This is a genomic window from Citreimonas sp. (assembly GCF_042096055.1).
In the GTDB taxonomy this organism is placed as follows: Bacteria; Pseudomonadota; Alphaproteobacteria; order Rhodobacterales; family Rhodobacteraceae; genus Citreimonas.
Window position 1 is genome coordinate 12,466 of sequence record NZ_JBELMH010000031.1, and the last position, 17,054, is coordinate 29,519.

At 71.4% G+C, this 17,054-nt stretch carries 20 protein-coding genes; 7 read left to right on the top strand and 13 right to left on the bottom strand.

Going from position 1 to position 17,054, the window contains the following annotated elements; genetic code table 11:
• The 3 genes from ACFDTC_RS08930 to ACFDTC_RS08940 form a co-directional block, all read right to left on the bottom strand.
• Positions 1-528 (bottom strand): calcium-binding protein (locus tag ACFDTC_RS08930; protein WP_375258527.1); only part of this gene is annotated, 528 nt, incomplete at its 3' end.
• A 148-nt stretch (positions 529-676) separates the two neighbouring features.
• Positions 677-973, bottom strand: coding sequence for a DUF5665 domain-containing protein (locus ACFDTC_RS08935; RefSeq protein WP_375258528.1), 297 nt, complete (start codon positions 971-973; stop codon positions 677-679).
• A gap of 7 nt (positions 974-980) precedes the next feature.
• Entirely contained in the window at positions 981-1,499 is a 519-nt protein-coding gene (locus ACFDTC_RS08940) for a DUF1643 domain-containing protein (RefSeq protein WP_375258529.1), read from the bottom strand.
• Positions 1,500-1,589: 90 nt separating this feature from the next.
• Between ACFDTC_RS08940 and ACFDTC_RS08945 the strand changes: the two genes are divergently transcribed.
• Positions 1,590-2,561, top strand: a complete 972-nt coding sequence (locus tag ACFDTC_RS08945) for a threonine/serine dehydratase (protein ID WP_375258530.1) — start codon at positions 1,590-1,592, stop codon at positions 2,559-2,561.
• A 14-nt stretch (positions 2,562-2,575) separates the two neighbouring features.
• Here the strand turns inward: ACFDTC_RS08945 and ACFDTC_RS08950 are convergent, their stop codons facing one another.
• Genes ACFDTC_RS08950 through ACFDTC_RS08975 form a run of 6 tightly spaced genes read right to left on the bottom strand, consistent with a single transcriptional unit; the run spans position 2,576 to position 6,826 of the window.
• The gene (locus ACFDTC_RS08950) at positions 2,576-3,604 is read right to left on the bottom strand and encodes a succinylglutamate desuccinylase/aspartoacylase family protein (protein WP_375258531.1); all 1,029 of its coding nucleotides are present in this window, start codon (positions 3,602-3,604) and stop codon (positions 2,576-2,578) included.
• Positions 3,605-3,658: 54 nt separating this feature from the next.
• On the bottom strand, positions 3,659-4,306 hold the full coding sequence (locus ACFDTC_RS08955) for an RluA family pseudouridine synthase (RefSeq protein ID WP_375258532.1): 648 nt from the start codon (positions 4,304-4,306) through the stop codon (positions 3,659-3,661).
• A gap of 41 nt (positions 4,307-4,347) precedes the next feature.
• Positions 4,348-4,956 carry a LysE family translocator gene (locus ACFDTC_RS08960; RefSeq protein WP_375258533.1) on the bottom strand — a complete coding sequence of 203 codons (609 nt, stop codon included), beginning with the start codon at positions 4,954-4,956 and terminating at the stop codon, positions 4,348-4,350.
• Entirely contained in the window at positions 4,956-5,576 is a 621-nt protein-coding gene (locus ACFDTC_RS08965) for a LysE family translocator (protein WP_375258534.1), read from the bottom strand. The genes ACFDTC_RS08960 and ACFDTC_RS08965 overlap by 1 nt, the downstream gene beginning before the upstream one ends.
• Positions 5,577-6,110 (bottom strand): hypothetical protein, encoded by a 534-nt coding sequence (locus ACFDTC_RS08970; RefSeq protein ID WP_375258535.1) that lies wholly within the window; start codon positions 6,108-6,110, stop codon positions 5,577-5,579.
• Positions 6,107-6,826 (bottom strand): 16S rRNA (uracil(1498)-N(3))-methyltransferase, encoded by a 720-nt coding sequence (locus ACFDTC_RS08975; RefSeq protein WP_375258536.1) that lies wholly within the window; start codon positions 6,824-6,826, stop codon positions 6,107-6,109. Before ACFDTC_RS08975 ends, ACFDTC_RS08970 begins: the two co-directional genes overlap by 4 nt.
• A gap of 12 nt (positions 6,827-6,838) precedes the next feature.
• Here ACFDTC_RS08975 and ubiA point away from each other — a divergent pair, with 12 nt between their 5' ends.
• The 6 genes from ubiA (at position 6,839) to ACFDTC_RS09005 (ending at position 13,209) form a co-directional block, all read left to right on the top strand.
• Positions 6,839-7,828, top strand: coding sequence for a 4-hydroxybenzoate octaprenyltransferase (gene ubiA, locus ACFDTC_RS08980; RefSeq protein WP_375258537.1), 990 nt, complete (start codon positions 6,839-6,841; stop codon positions 7,826-7,828).
• Between the two features lie 62 nt (positions 7,829-7,890).
• Complete coding sequence (locus ACFDTC_RS08985; RefSeq protein ID WP_375258538.1) at positions 7,891-9,843, top strand: OmpA family protein; 1,953 nt, start codon at positions 7,891-7,893, stop codon at positions 9,841-9,843.
• On the top strand, positions 9,836-10,162 hold the full coding sequence (locus ACFDTC_RS08990; protein ID WP_375258539.1) for a hypothetical protein: 327 nt from the start codon (positions 9,836-9,838) through the stop codon (positions 10,160-10,162). The genes ACFDTC_RS08985 and ACFDTC_RS08990 overlap by 8 nt, the downstream gene beginning before the upstream one ends.
• A 191-nt stretch (positions 10,163-10,353) precedes the next feature.
• Positions 10,354-11,013, top strand: coding sequence for a histidine phosphatase family protein (locus ACFDTC_RS08995; RefSeq protein ID WP_375258540.1), 660 nt, complete (start codon positions 10,354-10,356; stop codon positions 11,011-11,013).
• 10 nt (positions 11,014-11,023) lie between these two features.
• Positions 11,024-12,079 carry a saccharopine dehydrogenase gene (locus tag ACFDTC_RS09000; RefSeq protein WP_375258541.1) on the top strand — a complete coding sequence of 352 codons (1,056 nt, stop codon included), beginning with the start codon at positions 11,024-11,026 and terminating at the stop codon, positions 12,077-12,079.
• Complete coding sequence (locus tag ACFDTC_RS09005) at positions 12,076-13,209, top strand: saccharopine dehydrogenase C-terminal domain-containing protein (protein WP_375258542.1); 1,134 nt, start codon at positions 12,076-12,078, stop codon at positions 13,207-13,209. Before ACFDTC_RS09000 ends, ACFDTC_RS09005 begins: the two co-directional genes overlap by 4 nt.
• A 43-nt stretch (positions 13,210-13,252) precedes the next feature.
• On the opposite strand, the gene ACFDTC_RS09010 is transcribed toward ACFDTC_RS09005, so the two are convergent.
• The 4 genes from ACFDTC_RS09010 to nudC all read right to left on the bottom strand — a co-directional run bounded on the left by ACFDTC_RS09010 (position 13,253) and on the right by nudC (position 16,915).
• On the bottom strand, positions 13,253-13,933 hold the full coding sequence (locus tag ACFDTC_RS09010) for a fumarylacetoacetate hydrolase family protein (protein ID WP_375258543.1): 681 nt from the start codon (positions 13,931-13,933) through the stop codon (positions 13,253-13,255).
• Positions 13,934-14,009: 76 nt separating this feature from the next.
• Positions 14,010-15,440 (bottom strand): FAD-binding oxidoreductase, encoded by a 1,431-nt coding sequence (locus ACFDTC_RS09015; RefSeq protein WP_375258544.1) that lies wholly within the window; start codon positions 15,438-15,440, stop codon positions 14,010-14,012.
• On the bottom strand, positions 15,430-15,894 hold the full coding sequence (locus ACFDTC_RS09020) for an SRPBCC family protein (protein ID WP_375258545.1): 465 nt from the start codon (positions 15,892-15,894) through the stop codon (positions 15,430-15,432). Before ACFDTC_RS09020 ends, ACFDTC_RS09015 begins: the two co-directional genes overlap by 11 nt.
• Positions 15,895-15,946: 52 nt before the next feature.
• Entirely contained in the window at positions 15,947-16,915 is a 969-nt protein-coding gene (gene nudC / locus ACFDTC_RS09025; protein ID WP_375258546.1) for an NAD(+) diphosphatase, read from the bottom strand.
• Positions 16,916-17,054 lie beyond the last annotated feature (139 nt).

Consider the following 17,054-nt stretch of genomic DNA (forward strand, 5'->3'; position numbering starts at 1 on the left):
CAGCCGGTCGTCGCCGCCCTGCCCGTGCAGCGTGTCGTCGTCGGCGCCGCCGTCCAGCCAGTCGGCACCGTCACCGCCGGCAAGAGAATCGTCGCCGTCGAGGCCGGACAGCACGTCGTCGCCGCCATGCCCGCCTAGCACGTCGTGGCTGCCGCCGCCGACGATCGAATCGGCGCCGTCGCCCCCCTCCAGGATCAGCGGGATCGTCGTCGACAGATCGTGCGGCCAGTCGCCCGAACCTTCGCCGGTCGCGGCATCGTCCGCGGCGTCAAGCCAGCTCGCGCCAGTATCGGACCAATCCGCGTCTGGCGCGTCGTCGGGCCATTGATCGTCGGGTAATCCGTCACCGGCCGCGCCGTCGTCGTCAGACCCGTCCGTCGCGCCATCCATGAAATCGAGGATGCCGAGCTGCGCCAGAAGAGAGGTGTTGCCGGACCCGCCGCTTTCTTCGGGCTCGTCGTCTTCGCCCTCGGGCGCGGTGGCGAAATCGTCGTCGTCGTCCTCACTGGATCCCGCGGAAAGCGCCACGAAGGATCCCGCGGCCAAGGCACTGAGCAATCCGGCAAACAAAAGCATCGGCACACACCCTTAACAAATGATGCATGATCCCCGAGCTTTCGTTCGAAATCAACGTCTTTCGCGAACGAGGGTAAACCGTGACGCCGCCGCGGGGTGCTCAGTCCGGCCGGATGGTCTGGATCTCGCTGATCACCTGCGTCGCGAAAGCGCCGAGGATCGGGATGAACTCGACCTGCGACAGAAGCACAACGAGCACCGAAACCAGGCTCGACGCGCCGATGACCGTGCCCAGGCCGAACGCAAGGCCGCGCAGGAACTGGAACCACAGCAGCCGCGTCGTCGAGTTGTGGATGCGCACGAAGCGGTGGCTGTTGAGGCGCGCGAACTCGGCCCGAAGTGCGCGCATGTCGCGCGCCAGGTCGATCTCGGCCTGCCGGTCATTGTGCTTGTGCATCGGCGCCTCAGGCATCGGCCGGCTCCGGCAGCTCGAACGGCAGCAGCGGCGCGTCGTTGCGCACATAAAGCGGATGGCGCGGATGCCCGTCGCGGGTCAGGCCTAGGTGGCGCACGTCGCCGCGCAGCAGCGGTGCGACCTGCGCCGCGCGGCCGAGGAACGCGCCGTGCACGCCCCAGGCGGCGATGGTCAGCGCGGCACGACCCGACCAGTCGCGCAGCAGCGCGTCGGTCTCGGGTCCGACGGGTTCGCCGGCGCGGCGCAGGTCCGAGGGCCGCGTCGCGCGCCAGGCGAACAGGTTCGCGATGCGCACGCCGCCGAACCCCAGCCGCGCGGCGCGGCGCTGGCACCGCTCGATCGTTGGATCGTTGCGCTCTTCTGTGGCGCTCGAAGGGTTGAGCATCACGAAAAGCACCTCGTCCCCGGACGGGTCCCAGGTGCGCCGCAGCCCGTAGCGATAGTGCATGCAGGGTGAATAATAGGCCGCGCTCGTCTGCGCATCCCCGGTAAACGTGCGTTCGATCATGCGTCAAGGGTGGGGCAACCGCGGACAGTTGACAAGTCGCGGACGTCCCTGCCCTATCGCGGCGCCTTGAACCGCAGCAGGAATGACCCGATGGACATCGCGATGATCGAAGCCGCAGCAGGCCGCCTTGCGGGGCACGCGCTGCGCACGCCCCTGCTTCACGCGCCGGGGCTGGACGCGATCGCCGGCCGGCGCGTTCTGGTCAAGGCGGAATGCCTGCAGCACACCGGCAGCTTCAAGTTCCGCGGCGGCTGGTCGGCCATTTCGGCGCTGGGGCCCGCGGCCCGCGCACGCGGCGTGCTGGCGTTCTCGTCCGGCAACCACGCACAGGGCGTGGCGCGGGCGGCGCTGGCGCACGGCGTGCCGGCGGTGATCCTGATGCCGTCCGACGCGCCGCGCGCCAAGATCGAGGGCACCCGCGCGCTGAGCGCCGAGGTGATCCTCTACGACCGCGCGACGCAGGACCGCGACGCCTTGGGCGACGAACTGGCCCGCGAGCGCGGCCTGACGCTGGTGAAGCCCTTCGACGAGCCGCAGGTGATCGCGGGCCAGGGCACCACCGGCCTCGAGATCGCCGAACAGGCGGCCGAAGCCGGCGCGACCGAGGCCGAGGTCCTGGTCTGCTGCGGCGGCGGCGGGCTGACCTCGGGGATCGCGCTGGCGCTCGAGGCGCGCGCGCCGGGCTTCACCGTGCGCCCGGTCGAGCCCGAGGGCTTCGACGACGTCACGCGCTCGCTGGTCTCGGGGCAGATCGAGCGCAACGCCGCCGGGTCCGGCGGGCTCTGCGACGCGATCCTGACGCCCGCGCCGGGCAACATCACCTTCCCGATCATGCAGCGGCTGTGCGGTGCCGGCGTCGTTGTCAGCGACGACGACGCGCTGCGTGCCATGGCCGCGGCGTTCCGGCACCTGCGCATCGTGGCAGAACCGGGCGGCGCCGTGGCGTTGGCCGCGGCGCTGTTCCACGGCGCCGCGCTGAACGCGGACACGGTGATCGTGACGGTGTCCGGCGGCAACGTCGATCCGGAGGTCTTCGCGCGGGCGCTCGAACGCGGGGTCTGAGCGCGCCTTAACACTCAGATGATCTCGTCCTCGTCGAACAGCGGCTCGGCCCGGCGGTGAACGGCGACGTGATGCGCGGCTGCGTCCGAGCGCGCGGGCTGGGCCACGTGGAACAGCGCGTCGCCCTCGTTGACCACGGGCAGCTTGGTGCGGCCGACGATCACGCCGGCCTCGTCCGCGCGCACCTCGGTCTCGGCCTCGCCGAACGGGTCCGATATCAGGCCAAGCACCTCGTCCTCCTCGACGAACTCGCCGGTGCCCTTCAGCGTGCGCAACAGCCCGCCCGACGGTGCGCGCATCCAGCGTGACCCCTCGCACAGGATCGACGGGCCACGTGCGCGGGGCACGCCGCGCGATGCGATCATGCCCAGCTTCTCCATCACGCGCAGCACGCCCGCCACGCCCGCCCGCGCCGCGAACTCGTCGAAGCGCAGCCCCTCGCCAGCCTCGTACAGAAGCACCGGCACGCCGGCCTTCTCGGCCTCGAGCCGCAGCGACCCCTCGCGCGTCTTCGACACCAGGGTGACGGGTGCCGCGAAGGCCTCGCCCAGCTCGCGCAGACGGTCGTTGTCGGGCGTGAGGCGAATCTGCGGCAGGTTGGTGCGGCCCACGGCGGCCGAATGCAGGTCGATGCCGACGTCGCAGCGTTTCACGATCTGCGACATGAACAGATCCGCCAGCCGCGCGGCCAGCGAGCCGTGCGGGTAGCCCGGGAAAACCCGGTTCAGGTCGCGCCGGTCGGGCAGATAGCGTTCCTGGTTGAGGAACCCGAAGGCATTGACGATCGGCACCGCGATCAGCGTCCCCGACAGCCGTGACACCGGGGCGGCGCGCAGCATCCGGCGCACGATCTCGACGCCGATGACTTCGTCGCCGTGGATCGCGGCCGAGACGAACATCACCGGGCCGGGCTTGCGCCCATGCACCACATGCGCCGACATCACCGCCGGCGTATGGTCCGACAGCACCGACACGGGCAGGTCCACGGTCCGGCGCTGGCCGGGCATGATGCTCTCGGTGCCAAGGTCGAAGGGCTCTCGCATCGGGTCTCCTTTTCGCGGGGGATTAGGGGCGGGAACGGTTCGGCGCGCAAGCACCTAGAACGGCGCGGGCGCGCGAAAGGTCATCCCGTGACCCGAGATCGGATGGCTGAGGCGCAATTCGAGGGCATGCAGCATCAGGCGCGGATGGTCTGCACAGCTTTCCGGCGCATAGAACGGATCGCCCAGGATCGGGTGGCCCAGCGACAGCATGTGCACGCGCAGCTGATGGCTGCGCCCGGTCAGAGGGTACAGTTCGACCCGGGTTTCGTCGTCGCCCGCGCGCTTGACGCGCCAGTCGGTGCGCGCGGGCTTGCCGGTCTCGTGGCAGACCTTCTGCAGCGGCCGGTTCGGCCAGTCGACGATCAGCGGCAGGTCGACGGTGCCGCGCACGGGCTCCAACCGTCCGGCGACGCGGGCCAGGTAGGTCTTGCGCACCTTGCGCGCCTCGAAGGCCTGGTTCACGCGCTTCTGCGCCGTCTCGGTCAGCGCGAAGATCATCACGCCGGAGGTGTCGCGGTCCAGCCGGTGCACCAGCCGCACGGTCGGAAACGCCTTTTCCAGCCGCGTCAGCAGGCAATCGGCCAGATGCTCGCCCTTGCCCGGCACCGACAGCAGGCCGGCGGGCTTGTCGACCACCAGGATGTCGGTGTCCTCGTGCAGGACTGGAATGGCGCCGGTGGGCGGGTCGTAGATGGTATCCATGCGCCCCGTTTGGCAGGCGCGCCGCCGATCGGCAAGCGGCGCTAGTCCCAGACCAGCCGCAGCGCGAGGCCCGCGAACACGACGGCCGAGACGCGGTTGAGCACGCGGCCGTACCGGTGCAGCAGCCCCGCCGCGGCCCCGGCGGCGGCGCCGTAGATCGCGGTCACGACGAACCCGCTTGCGGCCAGCGCTGCGCCCAGGGCGGCCAGTTGCGGCGCCAGCGGCCCGGCCGAGGCATCGGCGAATTGCGGCAGCAACGCCGCCACGAAAAGCCCGACCTTGGGGTTCAGCGCGTTGGTCAGCGCGCCGCGCCAGAAGACGCGGGCGATCCCCTCGGGCGCGCGGCGCGGATCGGCGGGCGCGGCGCGCCAGGCCTGCACGGCGAGCCACACAAGGTAGGCCGCACCGGCCCAGCGGATCACGTCCAGCGCGCCGGGATGCGCGGCCAGCACCGCCGCCAGCCCGACCACCGCGAGTGCCACATGGCCCAGGATGCCCAGCGCGACGCCCCCCGCCGCGGCCACGCCCGCCCGCCAGCCGCCGCGGGCCCCGCAGGCGATCGTGAACAGCACGTCCGACCCGGGCGTCAGGTTCAGCACCAGCGCCGCGGCCATGAACGCCGCCCATGTGCCCGGATCGATCCCCGCCATCACGACAGCCCCCGCAGGGCCGCCACCGCCAGTGCGACGCCGTAGAGGACGAAGCACGCCGCCAGCCCCTTGCGCACCGCGACGTTCGCGACCGCCGACAGCGCCGCGCGGCCCAGCGCCGTCCCCAGCGCGGTGTATCCGGCGTAGCTGGCGAAGGTGATGACCAGCGCGGTGGGCACGATCGTCCACATCTGCTGGCCGATCGGCACGTGGGGCGAGACGAACTGCGAGAACGCCGCGAGGTAGCCCGCCACGGATTTCGGATTGATCGTCGCCACCATGAAGGCGTGGCCGTAGATCCGCGCCGGTGCCGCCGCCTCGGCCGCCAGCGGGCGATCGGCCCGCCGCCAGGTGCGCACGCCCAGCCAAAGCAGCACCGCGGCGCCGGCGATCTGCGCGGCCAAGAAACCGGTCTCGGACGCCTTGATCAGCGCCGTCACCCCCGCCGCCGACAGCGCCAGAAAGAGCGCCGCCTGAGTCAGGATCGCGGCCACGCCCCACAGGGCGCGGGCGAAGCCGAAGGTCATGCCGTTGCGGATGCAGTTCACAGCGTTCGGCCCCGGCGACGTCACGAACACGACCCAGAACCCCGCGAAGACGGCCCAGGCCTCGACCCCCATCTAGTGCAGGCGCTTCTGCGCGGGGTCGGCCGCGCGCCAGACGATGACCGACGCGCCGCCGGGCGCGTTGAGACTGCGCAGCATGTGCTCTGTCCGCATGCCGGGCAGGCTGGCGAAGGCATCGAAAAGCGCATCCGCCCCCTGCGCGGTGACCGGGATCGCCAGCGGCGGCTGGTCGGGTCGGTCGAGGATCCAGTGCGCGGGCAGCCCCGTCGGATCCAGCCGCAGCGCGCGCAAGGTCTCGAGATCCGCGGTGCCACCATCGAGCGGCCCCATGTAGGCGATGCGGCCTTCGAGCACGCGGACCACGCCCGGCCCATCGCTGCCGGCGCGGAAGCGCGCGCGCTGGATGCCTGCAACGCCCAGCACCACGCCCGCCGCGGCGACCGCCCAGCCGATCCAGATCATCAGCCCGAACGAAAAGATCACCCAGTAGAGGCCCAACACGGCAACGCACGCGCCGATCAGCGCCTCGCGCCAGCGGCGCAGGAAGGCCGCGGCCTCGGGGCGCGGCGACAGACCCGGCATGCTCATCGCCAGTCCCCCAAGGCGGCCTGCCACAGGGTCATCGCGGCCACGGCGGCGGTGTCCGCGCGCAGCACCCGCGGGCCCAGCGACACCGCATGCGCGGTCTTGAGCGTCGCCAGCCGCGCGCGCTCGGGCGCGGAAAAGCCGCCCTCGGGGCCGATCAGGATCGCCCAGGGGCCCCGTTGCGCCCCCGCCAGCGTCGTGGCCGGGCCGGCGCGCGTCTCGTCGCAGAACATCAGGTGGCGCTCGTCTGGCCAGTCGGCCAGGAGCCGGTCCAGGCGTACCAGCTCGGCCACCTCGGGCACGAAGGTGGCGCCGCACTGTTCGGCCGCCTCGACCGCGTTGGCCTGGTGGCGGTCCTGCCGGAAGCGTTCGGAATTGGTGAACTCGGTCGCCACGGGCAGGATGCGGCGCACGCCCATCTCGACCGCCTTCTCGACGATGAAGTCGGTCCGGGCCTTCTTCACCGGGGCGAAGCACAGCCACAGGTCGGGAGGCTCGCCCTGCGGCACCGCCTGCGTCACGCAGTTGAGCGTGCCGCCTTTCTTGCCCGCCTCGGCCACCACCGCGCGCCACTCGCCATCGGTGCCGTTGAACACCGCGACCTCGGCGCCCGCTGTCAGCCGCATCACCCCGAACAGGTAATGCGCCTGCTCGCGCGTCAGCGGCACCGGTTGTCCCGGCCCCAGCGGGTGGGTTACGAAAAGGCGAACCAGACTCATGAGGCGCAGCATATGGGCGGCACGGGCCAGAGACCAGAGGCCGGCACGGGCCTGAACGCCAACGCAGGCGGTACGGTCGCCGACGCGGTGCGCGGCAACTGGGTGGATGCCTGGGCGCCCGAACCCGCGCGCCCCTACCTGAGGCTGAGCCGGCTCGACCGGCCCATCGGCACTTGGCTGCTGCTGCTGCCCTGCTGGTGGGGCCTTCTGCTGGCGATGCTGGCCTCGGGCCAGGCGCGCTGGTTCGACCTGTGGATCTTCGCCGGATGCGGGCTGGGCGCGATCCTGATGCGCGGCGCGGGCTGCACGTGGAACGACATCACCGACCGCGACATCGACGGCAGCGTGGCGCGCACCGCGTCGCGGCCGATCCCGTCGGGGCGGGTCAGCGCGAAACTGGCGCTGGCCTGGATGATCGTCCAGTGCCTGGTGGCCTTCCTGATCCTGCTGACCTTCCCGCCCGCCGCGATCGCGCTGGGGATCCTCGCGCTGGTGCCGGTGGCGGTCTATCCCTTCGCCAAGCGCTTCACCTGGTGGCCGCAGATCTTCCTCGGCTTCGCGTTCAACTGGGGCGCGCTGCTGGCCTGGACCGCGCATTCCGGCAGCCTCGGCTGGCCGGCGGTCGTGCTGTACGTCGCCGGCATGGCCTGGACGCTGTTCTACGACACGATCTACGCTCACCAGGACAAGGAGGACGACGCCCTGATCGGCGTGAAGTCCACCGCGCGCCTCTTCGGCGATGACACGCCGCGCTGGCTGGCGCGGTTCCTCGTCGCCTGCGTGACGCTGATGGGCCTGGCGGTGATCCTCGCCATCCCGGCGCCGAACCTTCTGACGCTCGTGATCGCGCTGGCAGGACCCTGGGCGATGGGCTGGCACATGCTGTGGCAGCTGCGCCAGCTGAAGATGGACGACCACGACCGCCTGCTGAGCCTGTTCCGGTCGAACCGCGACGCGGGCCTTCTTCCTGTGCTGATTTTCGCCGGTGCCCTGCTGGTCTGATTGCGCCACGGGCGGCGGGGCATTATCTGTCGCCCGATCCGGGACAACCTGACGGGACTTCGATGCGCCTTTCCTCAATCGCTCTCACCGCCGGGATCTTCGCCGCGGCCGGCGGTCTGTCCTATGTCTCGGCGCATTTCTCGGTGGGCCAGATCGAAAGCCACACCCGCACGACCCTTCAACAAGCGTTCCGCACCGACGGGCTGGACTGGGCCGACATCGACACAGACGGCCTGCAGGTCCACCTGTTCGGCACCGCGCCCGACGAGGCGACGCGCTTCGCAGCACTCTCCAGCGCCGGGCGCGTGGTCGACACCGCGCGGCTGATCGACCAGATGCTGATCGCGGAATCCACCGCCGACGACGCGCCCGACTTCTCGCTCGAGATCCTGCGCAACGAGGCCGGGCTGTCGGTGATCGGCCTGATCCCCACCGAGACCGACCGCGAGGCGCTGATCGGGCTTCTGTCGGGCGCGGCAGGCGACGCGGTCGCCGAGGACGCTGTGACGGATCTGCTGGAGACCGCCGACTTTCCCGCGCCGCCGGGATGGGACACCGCCCTGCGCTACGCGCGCGAGGCGCTGCGCGAGCTGCCGCGGTCGCAGATCTCGGTCACGCCGGACCGGGTGGCGATCAAGGCGATCGCCGAAAGCGACGAGGCACGGCGCGCGCTCGAGGCCGAGCTGACGCGCGCGGCGCCCGCGGGCCTGCAACTGGCGCTGGACATCACCGCGCCGCGGCCGGTGATCTCGCCCTTCGTGCTGCGCTTCGTGCTGGACGAGAACGGCGCGCGCCTGCCCGCCTGCTCGGCCGACACGATCCAGGCCCGCGACCGCATCCTGCGCGCCGCCGAGGCAGTCGGCCTGCAGGGCGAGCCCGACTGCCCGCTGGGCCTGGGCGTTCCCACGGCCGAATGGGGCGATGCGGCGGTGGCCGGCGTCCAGGCGGTCGCGGCGCTCGGCGGCGGATCGGTCAGCATCTCGAATGCGGACATCCGCCTCGTGGCCCCCCAGGGCACCCCGCGCGACAAGTTCGACCGCGCCGTGGGCGTGCTGGAATCCGGCCTGCCGAAGATCTTCGTGCTGCAGACCGACCTTCCCGAACCGCCCGAGGCAGAGACAGAGGCGCCGGCCCCGGCACCCGATTTCGTCGCCACCCGCAGCCCCGAGGGCGTGGTCCAGCTGCGCGGCCGCCTGGCCGACATGCGCGCCCGCCAGACGGTGGAAAGCTTCGCCAAGGCGCAGTTCGGCTCGACCAGCGTGCACATGGCCGCGCGCGAGGACGAAACCGTGCCCGAGGACTGGTCGGTCCGCGCGCTGGCCGCCGTCGAGGCGCTGGCGATGCTGTCGAACGGCGCGGCACGCGTGACCGCCGACACCGTGACCGTGTCGGGCCGCACCGGCCGCCCCGAGGCCAGCACCGACATCGCCGCGCTGCTGGCCGACAAGCTGGGCGACGGCACCGCGTTCGAGATCGAAGTCGAGTATGTCGAGCAGCTCGACCCCGCGCGCGGCCTGCCGACACCCGAGGAATGCCAGGGCCTGATCGTCGAGATCATCGGCGACCGGAAGATCACGTTCGAACCCGGCTCGGCGCGGCTGGACGCCTCGGCCGAGGACATCCTCGACGAGCTCGCCGAGCTGCTGAAGCAATGCGGCGACATCCCGCTGGAGATCGCCGGGCACACCGACAGCCAGGGCCGCGAGGAGATGAACCAGGAGCTGTCGCGCGACCGCGCGCAATCGGTGCGCGACGGACTGCGCGAACGCCTCGTCCCGGTGCGCGCCTACACCGCCGTGGGCTACGGCGAGACGCGCCCCATCGCCGACAACGACACCGAGGAGGGCCGCGAGGCCAACCGCCGGATCGAGTTCACCCTGATCGAGGCCGAAGCCCCGTCCGACGAGGCGACGGACGCGGAACAATCAGAAGGGGTGCTTGACGCTGAGGCCTCTGCCGACCAGAACCCGACCGAAGACGAGTCGGCGGCGGCAGAAGGCGCAGAGGATGAATAGAACCGAGTTCATTGTTGCCACGGCGGCCATCCTCTTCGTGTCGTTCTGCCTCGGCTGGTTCTCGCACTGGTTGATTCACCGCTTCGGAAAGGTGCGCCAGACCGACGTCGACGAACTCGAGCGCATGGGTCGCGAACTGCACGAGGCCGAGGAGACGCGCGACCAGGCGATCACCTACCTGCAGCAGCGCGAGGCCGAGCTGACCAACCAGCTGGCCCAGACCGAGGCCGAGCTGTCGGCGGCGATGGAGGGCCTGCGCGAGGCCCGCGCCGAGGCCGAGGACCTGCGCGACTACATCGAGACGCAGCGCGCCACGTGATCCGGTCGAGGCGCTGACGCGCCACCCCGGCAGCCCGGCGCCGCCCTTGCGGGCTCTGCCGGGCCAGTCCGGGGCTTCGCCCCCGTCCGCGTGCCGCGGACTCCCCCGGGATACGTTCGGCCCAAAGACGCCGCGGACGCGTTCCCTTTCCCCCGGCGGCGCGGTAAGAGCGTCGCAAAACGAGGGACTTCATGGCATTCGTCACTCTGGTGCGGCACGGACAGGCCAACGGATCGGCCCGCGACGAGGTGGGCTACGACCGGCTGAGCGAGCTTGGCTGGCAGCAGGCGCGCTGGCTGGGCGCGCATTTCCGCGATGCGGGCGAGGTGTTCGCGCGCGTCTATTCCGGCACGCTGCGGCGCCACGTCGAGACGGCCGAGGCGATCGACGCCGACTGCGCGGGCCCGGTGGTGCAGGACGCGCGCCTGAACGAGCTGGAATACTTCGCCATGGCGCAGGCCTTCGAGGACCAGCAGGGCGAGCCGATGCCCGGCAACCGCGAGGAATTCGTCGCCCACCTGCCGAAACTGTTCACCGCCTGGCGCGAGGGCCGGATCGAGGGCGTGACCGAGACCTTCGACGCCTTCGAGACCCGCGTGGGCGAGGCGCTGCGCGAGATCGCCGAAGGCCAGGGCCGCGCGCTGGTGGTGACCTCGGGCGGGCTGATCGGCATGGCGATGCGCATCGTGCTGGGGCTCGACATGCGGGCGCTGGCGCACATGTGCCTGGCGATCGAGAACACCTCGATCCACCGCCTGCAGCCGCTTCCGACGGGGCTGGCGATGACGCAGTTCAACGCCCTGCCCCATCTCGACCTTCCGGCGCGCGCCCGCATGCGCAGCCACCTGTGAGGGGACAGCCATGACGCATCTGTGGGTCCGCGCAGAATCCCGCGCGAACGAGGAGCGGGTCGGCATCACGCACGACGGCGTCGCGCGCCTGCTGGCGTTGGGCTTCGCCGTCACGATCGAGGACAGCCCGACGCGCGTGATCCCGACCGAGGATTACCGACAGGCCGGCGCGACCATCGTCCCCGAAGGGTCATGGCGTGATGCGCCCGAAGACGCCATCGTCTTCGGCCTCAAGGAACTGCCCGACGACGGCACGCCGCTGCGCCACCGCCACGTGATGTTCGGGCACGCCTACAAGGGCCAGGGTGCCGGCCAGCGCCTGCTGGCGCGCTTCGCCGCGGGTGGCGGCGCGCTCTACGATCTCGAGTACCTCGTGGACGATACCGGCCGCCGCGTCGCCGCCTTCGGCTACTGGGCGGGCTACGCGGGCGCCGCGATCTCTGCGCTGGCCTGGGCCGCGCAGAGGAAGGGCCGCACCTGCCCGCCCGTGACCACCTGGCCGAACGCGGACGCCATGCTGTCCGAGTGCCGCACCGCGCTGTCCGACAGCCCGCGCCCCGACGCGCTGGTGATCGGCGCCCTAGGCCGCGTCGGCACCGGCGTGCGCGACCTGTGCGCCGCACTCGACATCCCCGTCACGGCCTGGGACATGGCCGAGACAGCCAGCGGCGGGCCGTTCCCGGAAGTGCTGCGGCACGGGCTGTTCTTCAACTGCATCCTCGCCGCCCCCGGCGTGCCGGTGTTCGTGCCGCGCGATGCAGGCACGCGCGACCGCGCGCTGCGGGTGATCGGCGACATCGCCTGCGATCCCGACAGCGACTACAACCCGGTGCCGGTCTACGACCGCGCGACCGACTGGACGGCGCCCGTCCTGCGCGTGCACGACGCGCCGCCGCTGGACGTGATGGCGATCGACAACCTGCCGTCGCTGCTGCCGCGCGAAAGCTCGGACGATTTCGCAGCACAGCTGCTGCCGCATCTCGAGACGCTCGACCGCCTCGACGCGGGCGTCTGGGGCCGGGCGCGCGAGACATACGAGACCCACAAGAAGGAGACGGGCGCATGACGATCCACTGGTGCGGAACGGGGCTGTCGGCGGTGCCGGGGCTGCGGCGACTGATCGAGGACGGCCATGACGTGATGGTCTGGAACCGGACCGAGGACAAGGCGCGCGCCGCGGTGGGCGACCTCACCAACCGCATCCTGTCCTTCGCGCCCGAGGTGGTCGAGCCCGCGCTTGCCCCCGGCGACGTGCTGGTGTCGATGCTGCCCGCCGACTGGCACGTGCCGCTGGCCAGGGCCGCGATCCGCAAGGGCGCGCATTTCGTCTCGTCCAGCTACATCGCGCCCGAGATGCGCGCGCTGGACGACGCCGCGCAGAAGGCCGGCGTGGCCCTGGTCAACGAGGTCGGGCTGGACCCGGGCATCGACCACCTGATGGCCCACAAGCTGGTGGCCGACTACAAGGCCTCGGGCGCCTTCGATCCCGGGCACGAGATCCGCTTCACCTCGTATTGCGGCGGCGTGCCGAAAGAGCCCAACGCCATGCGGTACAAGTTCAGCTGGGCGCCGGTCGGCGTGCTGAAGGCGCTCCGTTCGTCCTCGAAATCGCTGCGCGACGGCGAAGTGTTCGAGGCGGCGCGGCCTTGGGATGCGCTCGGCACCTACGACGCGCCGCTCGACCCGCCCGAGACGTTCGAGGTCTACCCCAACCGCGACTCGCTGCCCTTCATGGCCGAATACGGCTTCGGCGCGGACTGGAACGTCCAGCAATTCGTGCGCGGGACGCTGCGGCTGGACGGCTGGGCCGAGGCGTGGCGCGGCATCTTCGCCGAGATGGAGACCGCCGACGACGCGCGCCTGGCGAAGATCGCCGAGGAGCTGCTGCGCGACAACGCCTACGCGCCGGGCGAGGCCGACCGCGTGGTGCTGGTGGTCTCGCTCAAGGCCGGCCCCGAGGACGCGCCGGTCTGGCACAAGACGTATCTGATGGACGCCTGGGGCGACGAGCGCGGCAACGCGATGGGCCGGCTCGTGTCGGTGCCGGTGTCGCTGGCGGTCGAGGCCGCGGCGCGCGGCGATATCGCGCCTGGCGTATCCGCCGCGCCGTCCGATCCTGCAATGGTCGATGCATGGCTCGAGAGGGTCGGCGGGCTTGCGCAGGTGCTGCGCGTCGTCGACCACGTGAACGGCTGAAGACGCGCGGCCGGGCTGACCGTCAGTACCGGCCGTGCAGGCCTCAGGCGATCGTCGTCGTCAGGCTGCCCAGCCCCTCGATCTCGACCACGCAGGTCTGGCCCGCCACCAGCGGGCCGACGCCCGACGGCGTGCCGGTCATGATCAGGTCGCCGGGGCGGATCTCGATCGAGGCGGACAGGAAGGCGATGATCGACGGCACCGGCCAGATCATCTCGGACAGATCGCCCTGCTGGCGTAGCTCTCCGTCGACATGCGCGGTGATCGCGCCCTTGGACGGATGGCCGACCTGTGCTGTCGGATGCAGCGGCGCGATCGGCGCCGAGGCGTCGAACGCCTTGGCCCAGTCCCACGGCCGGCCCATCTTCTTGGCCTGCGCCTGCAGGTCGCGGCGCGTCAGGTCGTTGCCGACGCCGTAGCCCCAGACGTGATCCAGCGCCGCGCCTTCGCGGATGTCGCGGCCGCCTTGGCCGATGGCGACGACCAGCTCGGCTTCGTGGTGCAGGTCGTCGGTCTGCGGCGGATAGGGAATGGTCGCGCCGTCCTCGACCACCGCGTCGGCGGGCTTGGTGAAGAAGAACGGCGGGTCGCGCTCGTCGTTGCCCATCTCGCGCACGTGGGCGAGATAGTTGCGCCCGACGCAGAAGATCCGCCGCACCGGGAACCGGTCGGCGCTGCCGGCGATGGCGACGCTTGCGGCGGGAATGTCGAAGATGAGGGCCATGGCCGATCCTTCCTGTTGTGCCGACGCCAGCAATAGCCGCAGCGCCGGGGGAAAGACCAGACGACGCGAAAGGCCCTCAGCGCGGCGGAACCACCTTGCCGGGGTTGAGCACCCCGTCGGGGTCGAGCGCCGCCTTGATCGCGCGCATGACGTCCAGCGCCACGGGATCCTTGCGCCGGCGCATCGAGCCCAGCTTGGCCGTCCCGATCCCGTGCTCGGCCGAGAACGAGCCGCGCAGGGCCAGCACCTCGTCCTCGACCGCCTCGGTCAGCGCGTCCTTGAGCGCGCCGTCGGTGGGCCAGATCGAGTAATGGATGTTGCCGTCGCCCAGATGCGCGATGGCGAGGGGCTCGGCCCGGGGGTCGATTTCCTGCAGGCGCGCCTGCATCCGCTCGAGGAAAGTGGCGACAGCATCCACGGGCACGGCGATGTCGGTGATGACCACCGGCTTGCGCGAGACGATGATCTCGGCGGCCGCCTCGCGCCGTTGCCACATGGCCGTGCGCTGCGCCTCGGATTGCGCCACCACGGCGTCGAGGACCAGCCCGTCCTCGAGCATGTCGCCCAGCACCGATTCCAGATGCGCCGCCAGCGGCACCTGCCCGTCCGGTCTGGGCGTGGCGTCGCGCGGCGCGGTGCTGGCCAGCTCGATCAGGATGGTGACGTCGTGTTCTTCGGCGAAAGGCCGGGCCGCGTCCGGGTAATGGGCCGCGTAATTGCGCATGAAGGCGCGGTCCATGTACTCGCAGGCCTCGACCGCCCCGCCCGAGGCCGTCTGCAATCGGTTGAGCAGCTGCAGGCCCGCGTCGAGGTCGGGCACAGCCACCGTTGCGGTGGCGCGTGCCAGCGGCAGCTGCACCAGCTTGACGGTCGCGGCGGTGATCACGCCCAGCGTGCCCTCGGCGCCGATCAGCAGGTGGCGCAGGTCCAGCCCGGAATTGTCCTTGTGCAGTGCCGCCATCGCGTCGAGCACGCGGCCGTCCGGCAGCACCGCCTCGATCCCCAGCACCAGGTCGCGCGTGTTTCCGTAGCGCAGCACGCCCGAGCCGCCCGCGTTGGTCGACAGCATGCCCCCCAGCATGGCCGAGCCCTTGGCGCCGAAGGTCATCGGAAACGTCAGCCCGTGCGCTTCCGTCGCCGCGTGCAGCTGCGACAGGATCACGCCGGCCTCGACCGTGGCGGTGCGGGCCTTTTCGTTGATCTCGCGCACCCGGTTCATCCGGTCGAGCGACAGCATCACCGCGCCTTCGGCAACCGTGCCGCCGGCAAGGTTGGTGTTGCCCGACACCGGCACCACCGGAACGCCCGCGGCGCGCGCCTCTTGCAGCACCCGGGCGACGCCCGCCGTGTCGGTGGGACGCGCCACGCAGAGCGGTGTCCAGGCGAATTGCCCGGTCCAGTCCTGCGACCAGCGCGCGGCGTCGTCTCCAGTGGCGACGGCGCCATCGCCCAAGGCCGCACGCAGCGTGCCGATCAGGTCCGTTTTCGTCGCTCCGTCAGCCGGCATCGCGCGTCCGCTTCTCGATCTCGGTGGCGGCCTCGGCCATGCGCTCGCCGATGCGGTTCTCGATCTTGCCGCGGCCCAGCTTCAGCGACTGCACCAGCAGCCGCGCCGACAGGGTCTGCGGCAGCAGCGTGGTGTCCATCGTGGCCTGCGTGGTGGCCTCGGTCGGCGCCTCGAGGTTCAGTTCCGTGCGGCCGTGCAGCCCGCCGCTTTCCCATTCGAAGACCATCCGGGCGGGCGGCTCCAGCGCGGTCAGCCGCACCACGGCCTCGCGCGGCTTGTCGCGCAGGTCGAACGTGCCGCGCCACGCGCGCAGCGCTCCGGCGCCCGGGGGCGAGACGTGCGCCACGTCGACGCCCCGCGCGGTCAGCCGCGCCAGGTGCGCGTCGACGTCCGAAAGCAGATCGAACACCTGTTGGCGTGGCGCCTCGATGTCCTGGGTGGCGGTCAGTTGCATGAATCCATCCTGTCCGGAATCCGTTCCGCGCAGGCTAGCCCGCCCGCGCGGCCTAGTCCAACCGGTCGGCCAACCAGTTGCGCAGCAGGAAATGCGCGATCGCCCCTTCGCGCGCCGGGACCATGTCGGTGCGCGTGCCGGCGAAGACGTCTGTCAGTTCCTCGCGGCTGACCCAGCGGGCATCGTCCAGCTCGACCGGATCGAGGCGGATGGTGGCATCCAGCGCCTCGCCGTGGCAGCCGATCATCAGCGAGGCCGGGAACGGCCAGGGCTGGCTGGCGAGGTACCGCACCGGGCCGACGCCGATGCCGGATTCCTCGAAGACCTCGCGCCGCACGGCCGCCTCGATCGTCTCGCCCGGCTCGACGAAGCCCGCGAGGCAGGAATAGAGCCCCGCGGGCCAGCCGTGCGACCGCCCCAGAAGCGCCGAGTTGCCGTGCGTGATCAGCATGATCACGACCGGATCGGTGCGTGGGAAATGATGCCCGCCGCAGGCCGGGCAGACCCGCTGCCAACCACCCTGTGCGAGGTCCGAGGCCGCGCCGCAGCGCGCGCAGAACCCGTGCGTCGCGTGCCAGCCGAAAAGCGCGCGCGCCGTGGCCGCAAGCTCGGCATCGCGCGGCGACAGCCGGGTCATCACGCGGCGCAGTTCGGCAAAGCGTTGGTCGGCCGCCAGCGCCGGGTGGCGCTGTTCGCTGGGGTCGAAGAACCCGCCCAGCTGCGTCTCGTCGAAATCCTCGGGGCGCCATTCGGTCAGGTCGCGGGCGAAGACCGGCGCACCGTCCTCGCGGCCCAGGAACAGCGGCGCGCCGGGCGCGTCGATCAGCACCGGATGGTCGGCGACCAGCCGCGACAGGCGCAGCGCGTCGGCCCCCTCGACCAGTGGCTTGCCGCGCCACGTCAGAACGCTGCGCGCGCGCGGATCCTGCGCCGCCTCTGCCAGCGCCGCGGGATCGGCGCGCAACTCCGCCGCGCGGTCGAGGCCCGAGCCTCCGAAGGTCACCGTTTCCGCGTGGCGCATGCCGTCTCCTGCCTGATCGGTTGCCGATGCGGCACTCTGGCGGCCCCGCCGGGCGAATGCAAACCGCGCGGCGACCCGGCCGGATGCCCGATCATGGCACGCATGCAACGCCGACCGGCACCGCTCGCGTCGTGGTTGA

Excerpts from the sequence above, each read along its gene's own strand:
- ACFDTC_RS08965 (WP_375258534.1), bottom strand. The coding sequence starts at position 5,576 with ATGGGGGTCGAGGCCTGGGCCGTCTTCGCGGGGTTCTGGGTCGTGTTC.
- ACFDTC_RS09010 (WP_375258543.1), bottom strand. The coding sequence starts at position 13,933 with ATGGCCCTCATCTTCGACATTCCCGCCGCAAGCGTCGCCATCGCCGGC.
- ACFDTC_RS09000 (WP_375258541.1), top strand. The coding sequence starts at position 11,024 with ATGACGCATCTGTGGGTCCGCGCAGAATCCCGCGCGAACGAGGAGCGG.
- ACFDTC_RS08935 (WP_375258528.1), bottom strand. The coding sequence starts at position 973 with ATGCACAAGCACAATGACCGGCAGGCCGAGATCGACCTGGCGCGCGAC.
- nudC (WP_375258546.1), bottom strand. The coding sequence starts at position 16,915 with ATGCGCCACGCGGAAACGGTGACCTTCGGAGGCTCGGGCCTCGACCGC.
- ACFDTC_RS08970 (WP_375258535.1), bottom strand. The coding sequence starts at position 6,110 with ATGAGCATGCCGGGTCTGTCGCCGCGCCCCGAGGCCGCGGCCTTCCTG.
- ACFDTC_RS09020 (WP_375258545.1), bottom strand. The coding sequence starts at position 15,894 with ATGCAACTGACCGCCACCCAGGACATCGAGGCGCCACGCCAACAGGTG.
- ACFDTC_RS08990 (WP_375258539.1), top strand. The coding sequence starts at position 9,836 with ATGAATAGAACCGAGTTCATTGTTGCCACGGCGGCCATCCTCTTCGTG.
- ACFDTC_RS08960 (WP_375258533.1), bottom strand. The coding sequence starts at position 4,956 with ATGGCGGGGATCGATCCGGGCACATGGGCGGCGTTCATGGCCGCGGCG.
- ACFDTC_RS09005 (WP_375258542.1), top strand. The coding sequence starts at position 12,076 with ATGACGATCCACTGGTGCGGAACGGGGCTGTCGGCGGTGCCGGGGCTG.
- ACFDTC_RS08995 (WP_375258540.1), top strand. The coding sequence starts at position 10,354 with ATGGCATTCGTCACTCTGGTGCGGCACGGACAGGCCAACGGATCGGCC.
- ACFDTC_RS08975 (WP_375258536.1), bottom strand. The coding sequence starts at position 6,826 with ATGAGTCTGGTTCGCCTTTTCGTAACCCACCCGCTGGGGCCGGGACAA.
- ACFDTC_RS08950 (WP_375258531.1), bottom strand. The coding sequence starts at position 3,604 with ATGCGAGAGCCCTTCGACCTTGGCACCGAGAGCATCATGCCCGGCCAG.
- ACFDTC_RS08945 (WP_375258530.1), top strand. The coding sequence starts at position 1,590 with ATGGACATCGCGATGATCGAAGCCGCAGCAGGCCGCCTTGCGGGGCAC.
- ubiA (WP_375258537.1), top strand. The coding sequence starts at position 6,839 with ATGGGCGGCACGGGCCAGAGACCAGAGGCCGGCACGGGCCTGAACGCC.
- ACFDTC_RS09015 (WP_375258544.1), bottom strand. The coding sequence starts at position 15,440 with ATGCCGGCTGACGGAGCGACGAAAACGGACCTGATCGGCACGCTGCGT.
- ACFDTC_RS08940 (WP_375258529.1), bottom strand. The coding sequence starts at position 1,499 with ATGATCGAACGCACGTTTACCGGGGATGCGCAGACGAGCGCGGCCTAT.
- ACFDTC_RS08955 (WP_375258532.1), bottom strand. The coding sequence starts at position 4,306 with ATGGATACCATCTACGACCCGCCCACCGGCGCCATTCCAGTCCTGCAC.
- ACFDTC_RS08985 (WP_375258538.1), top strand. The coding sequence starts at position 7,891 with ATGCGCCTTTCCTCAATCGCTCTCACCGCCGGGATCTTCGCCGCGGCC.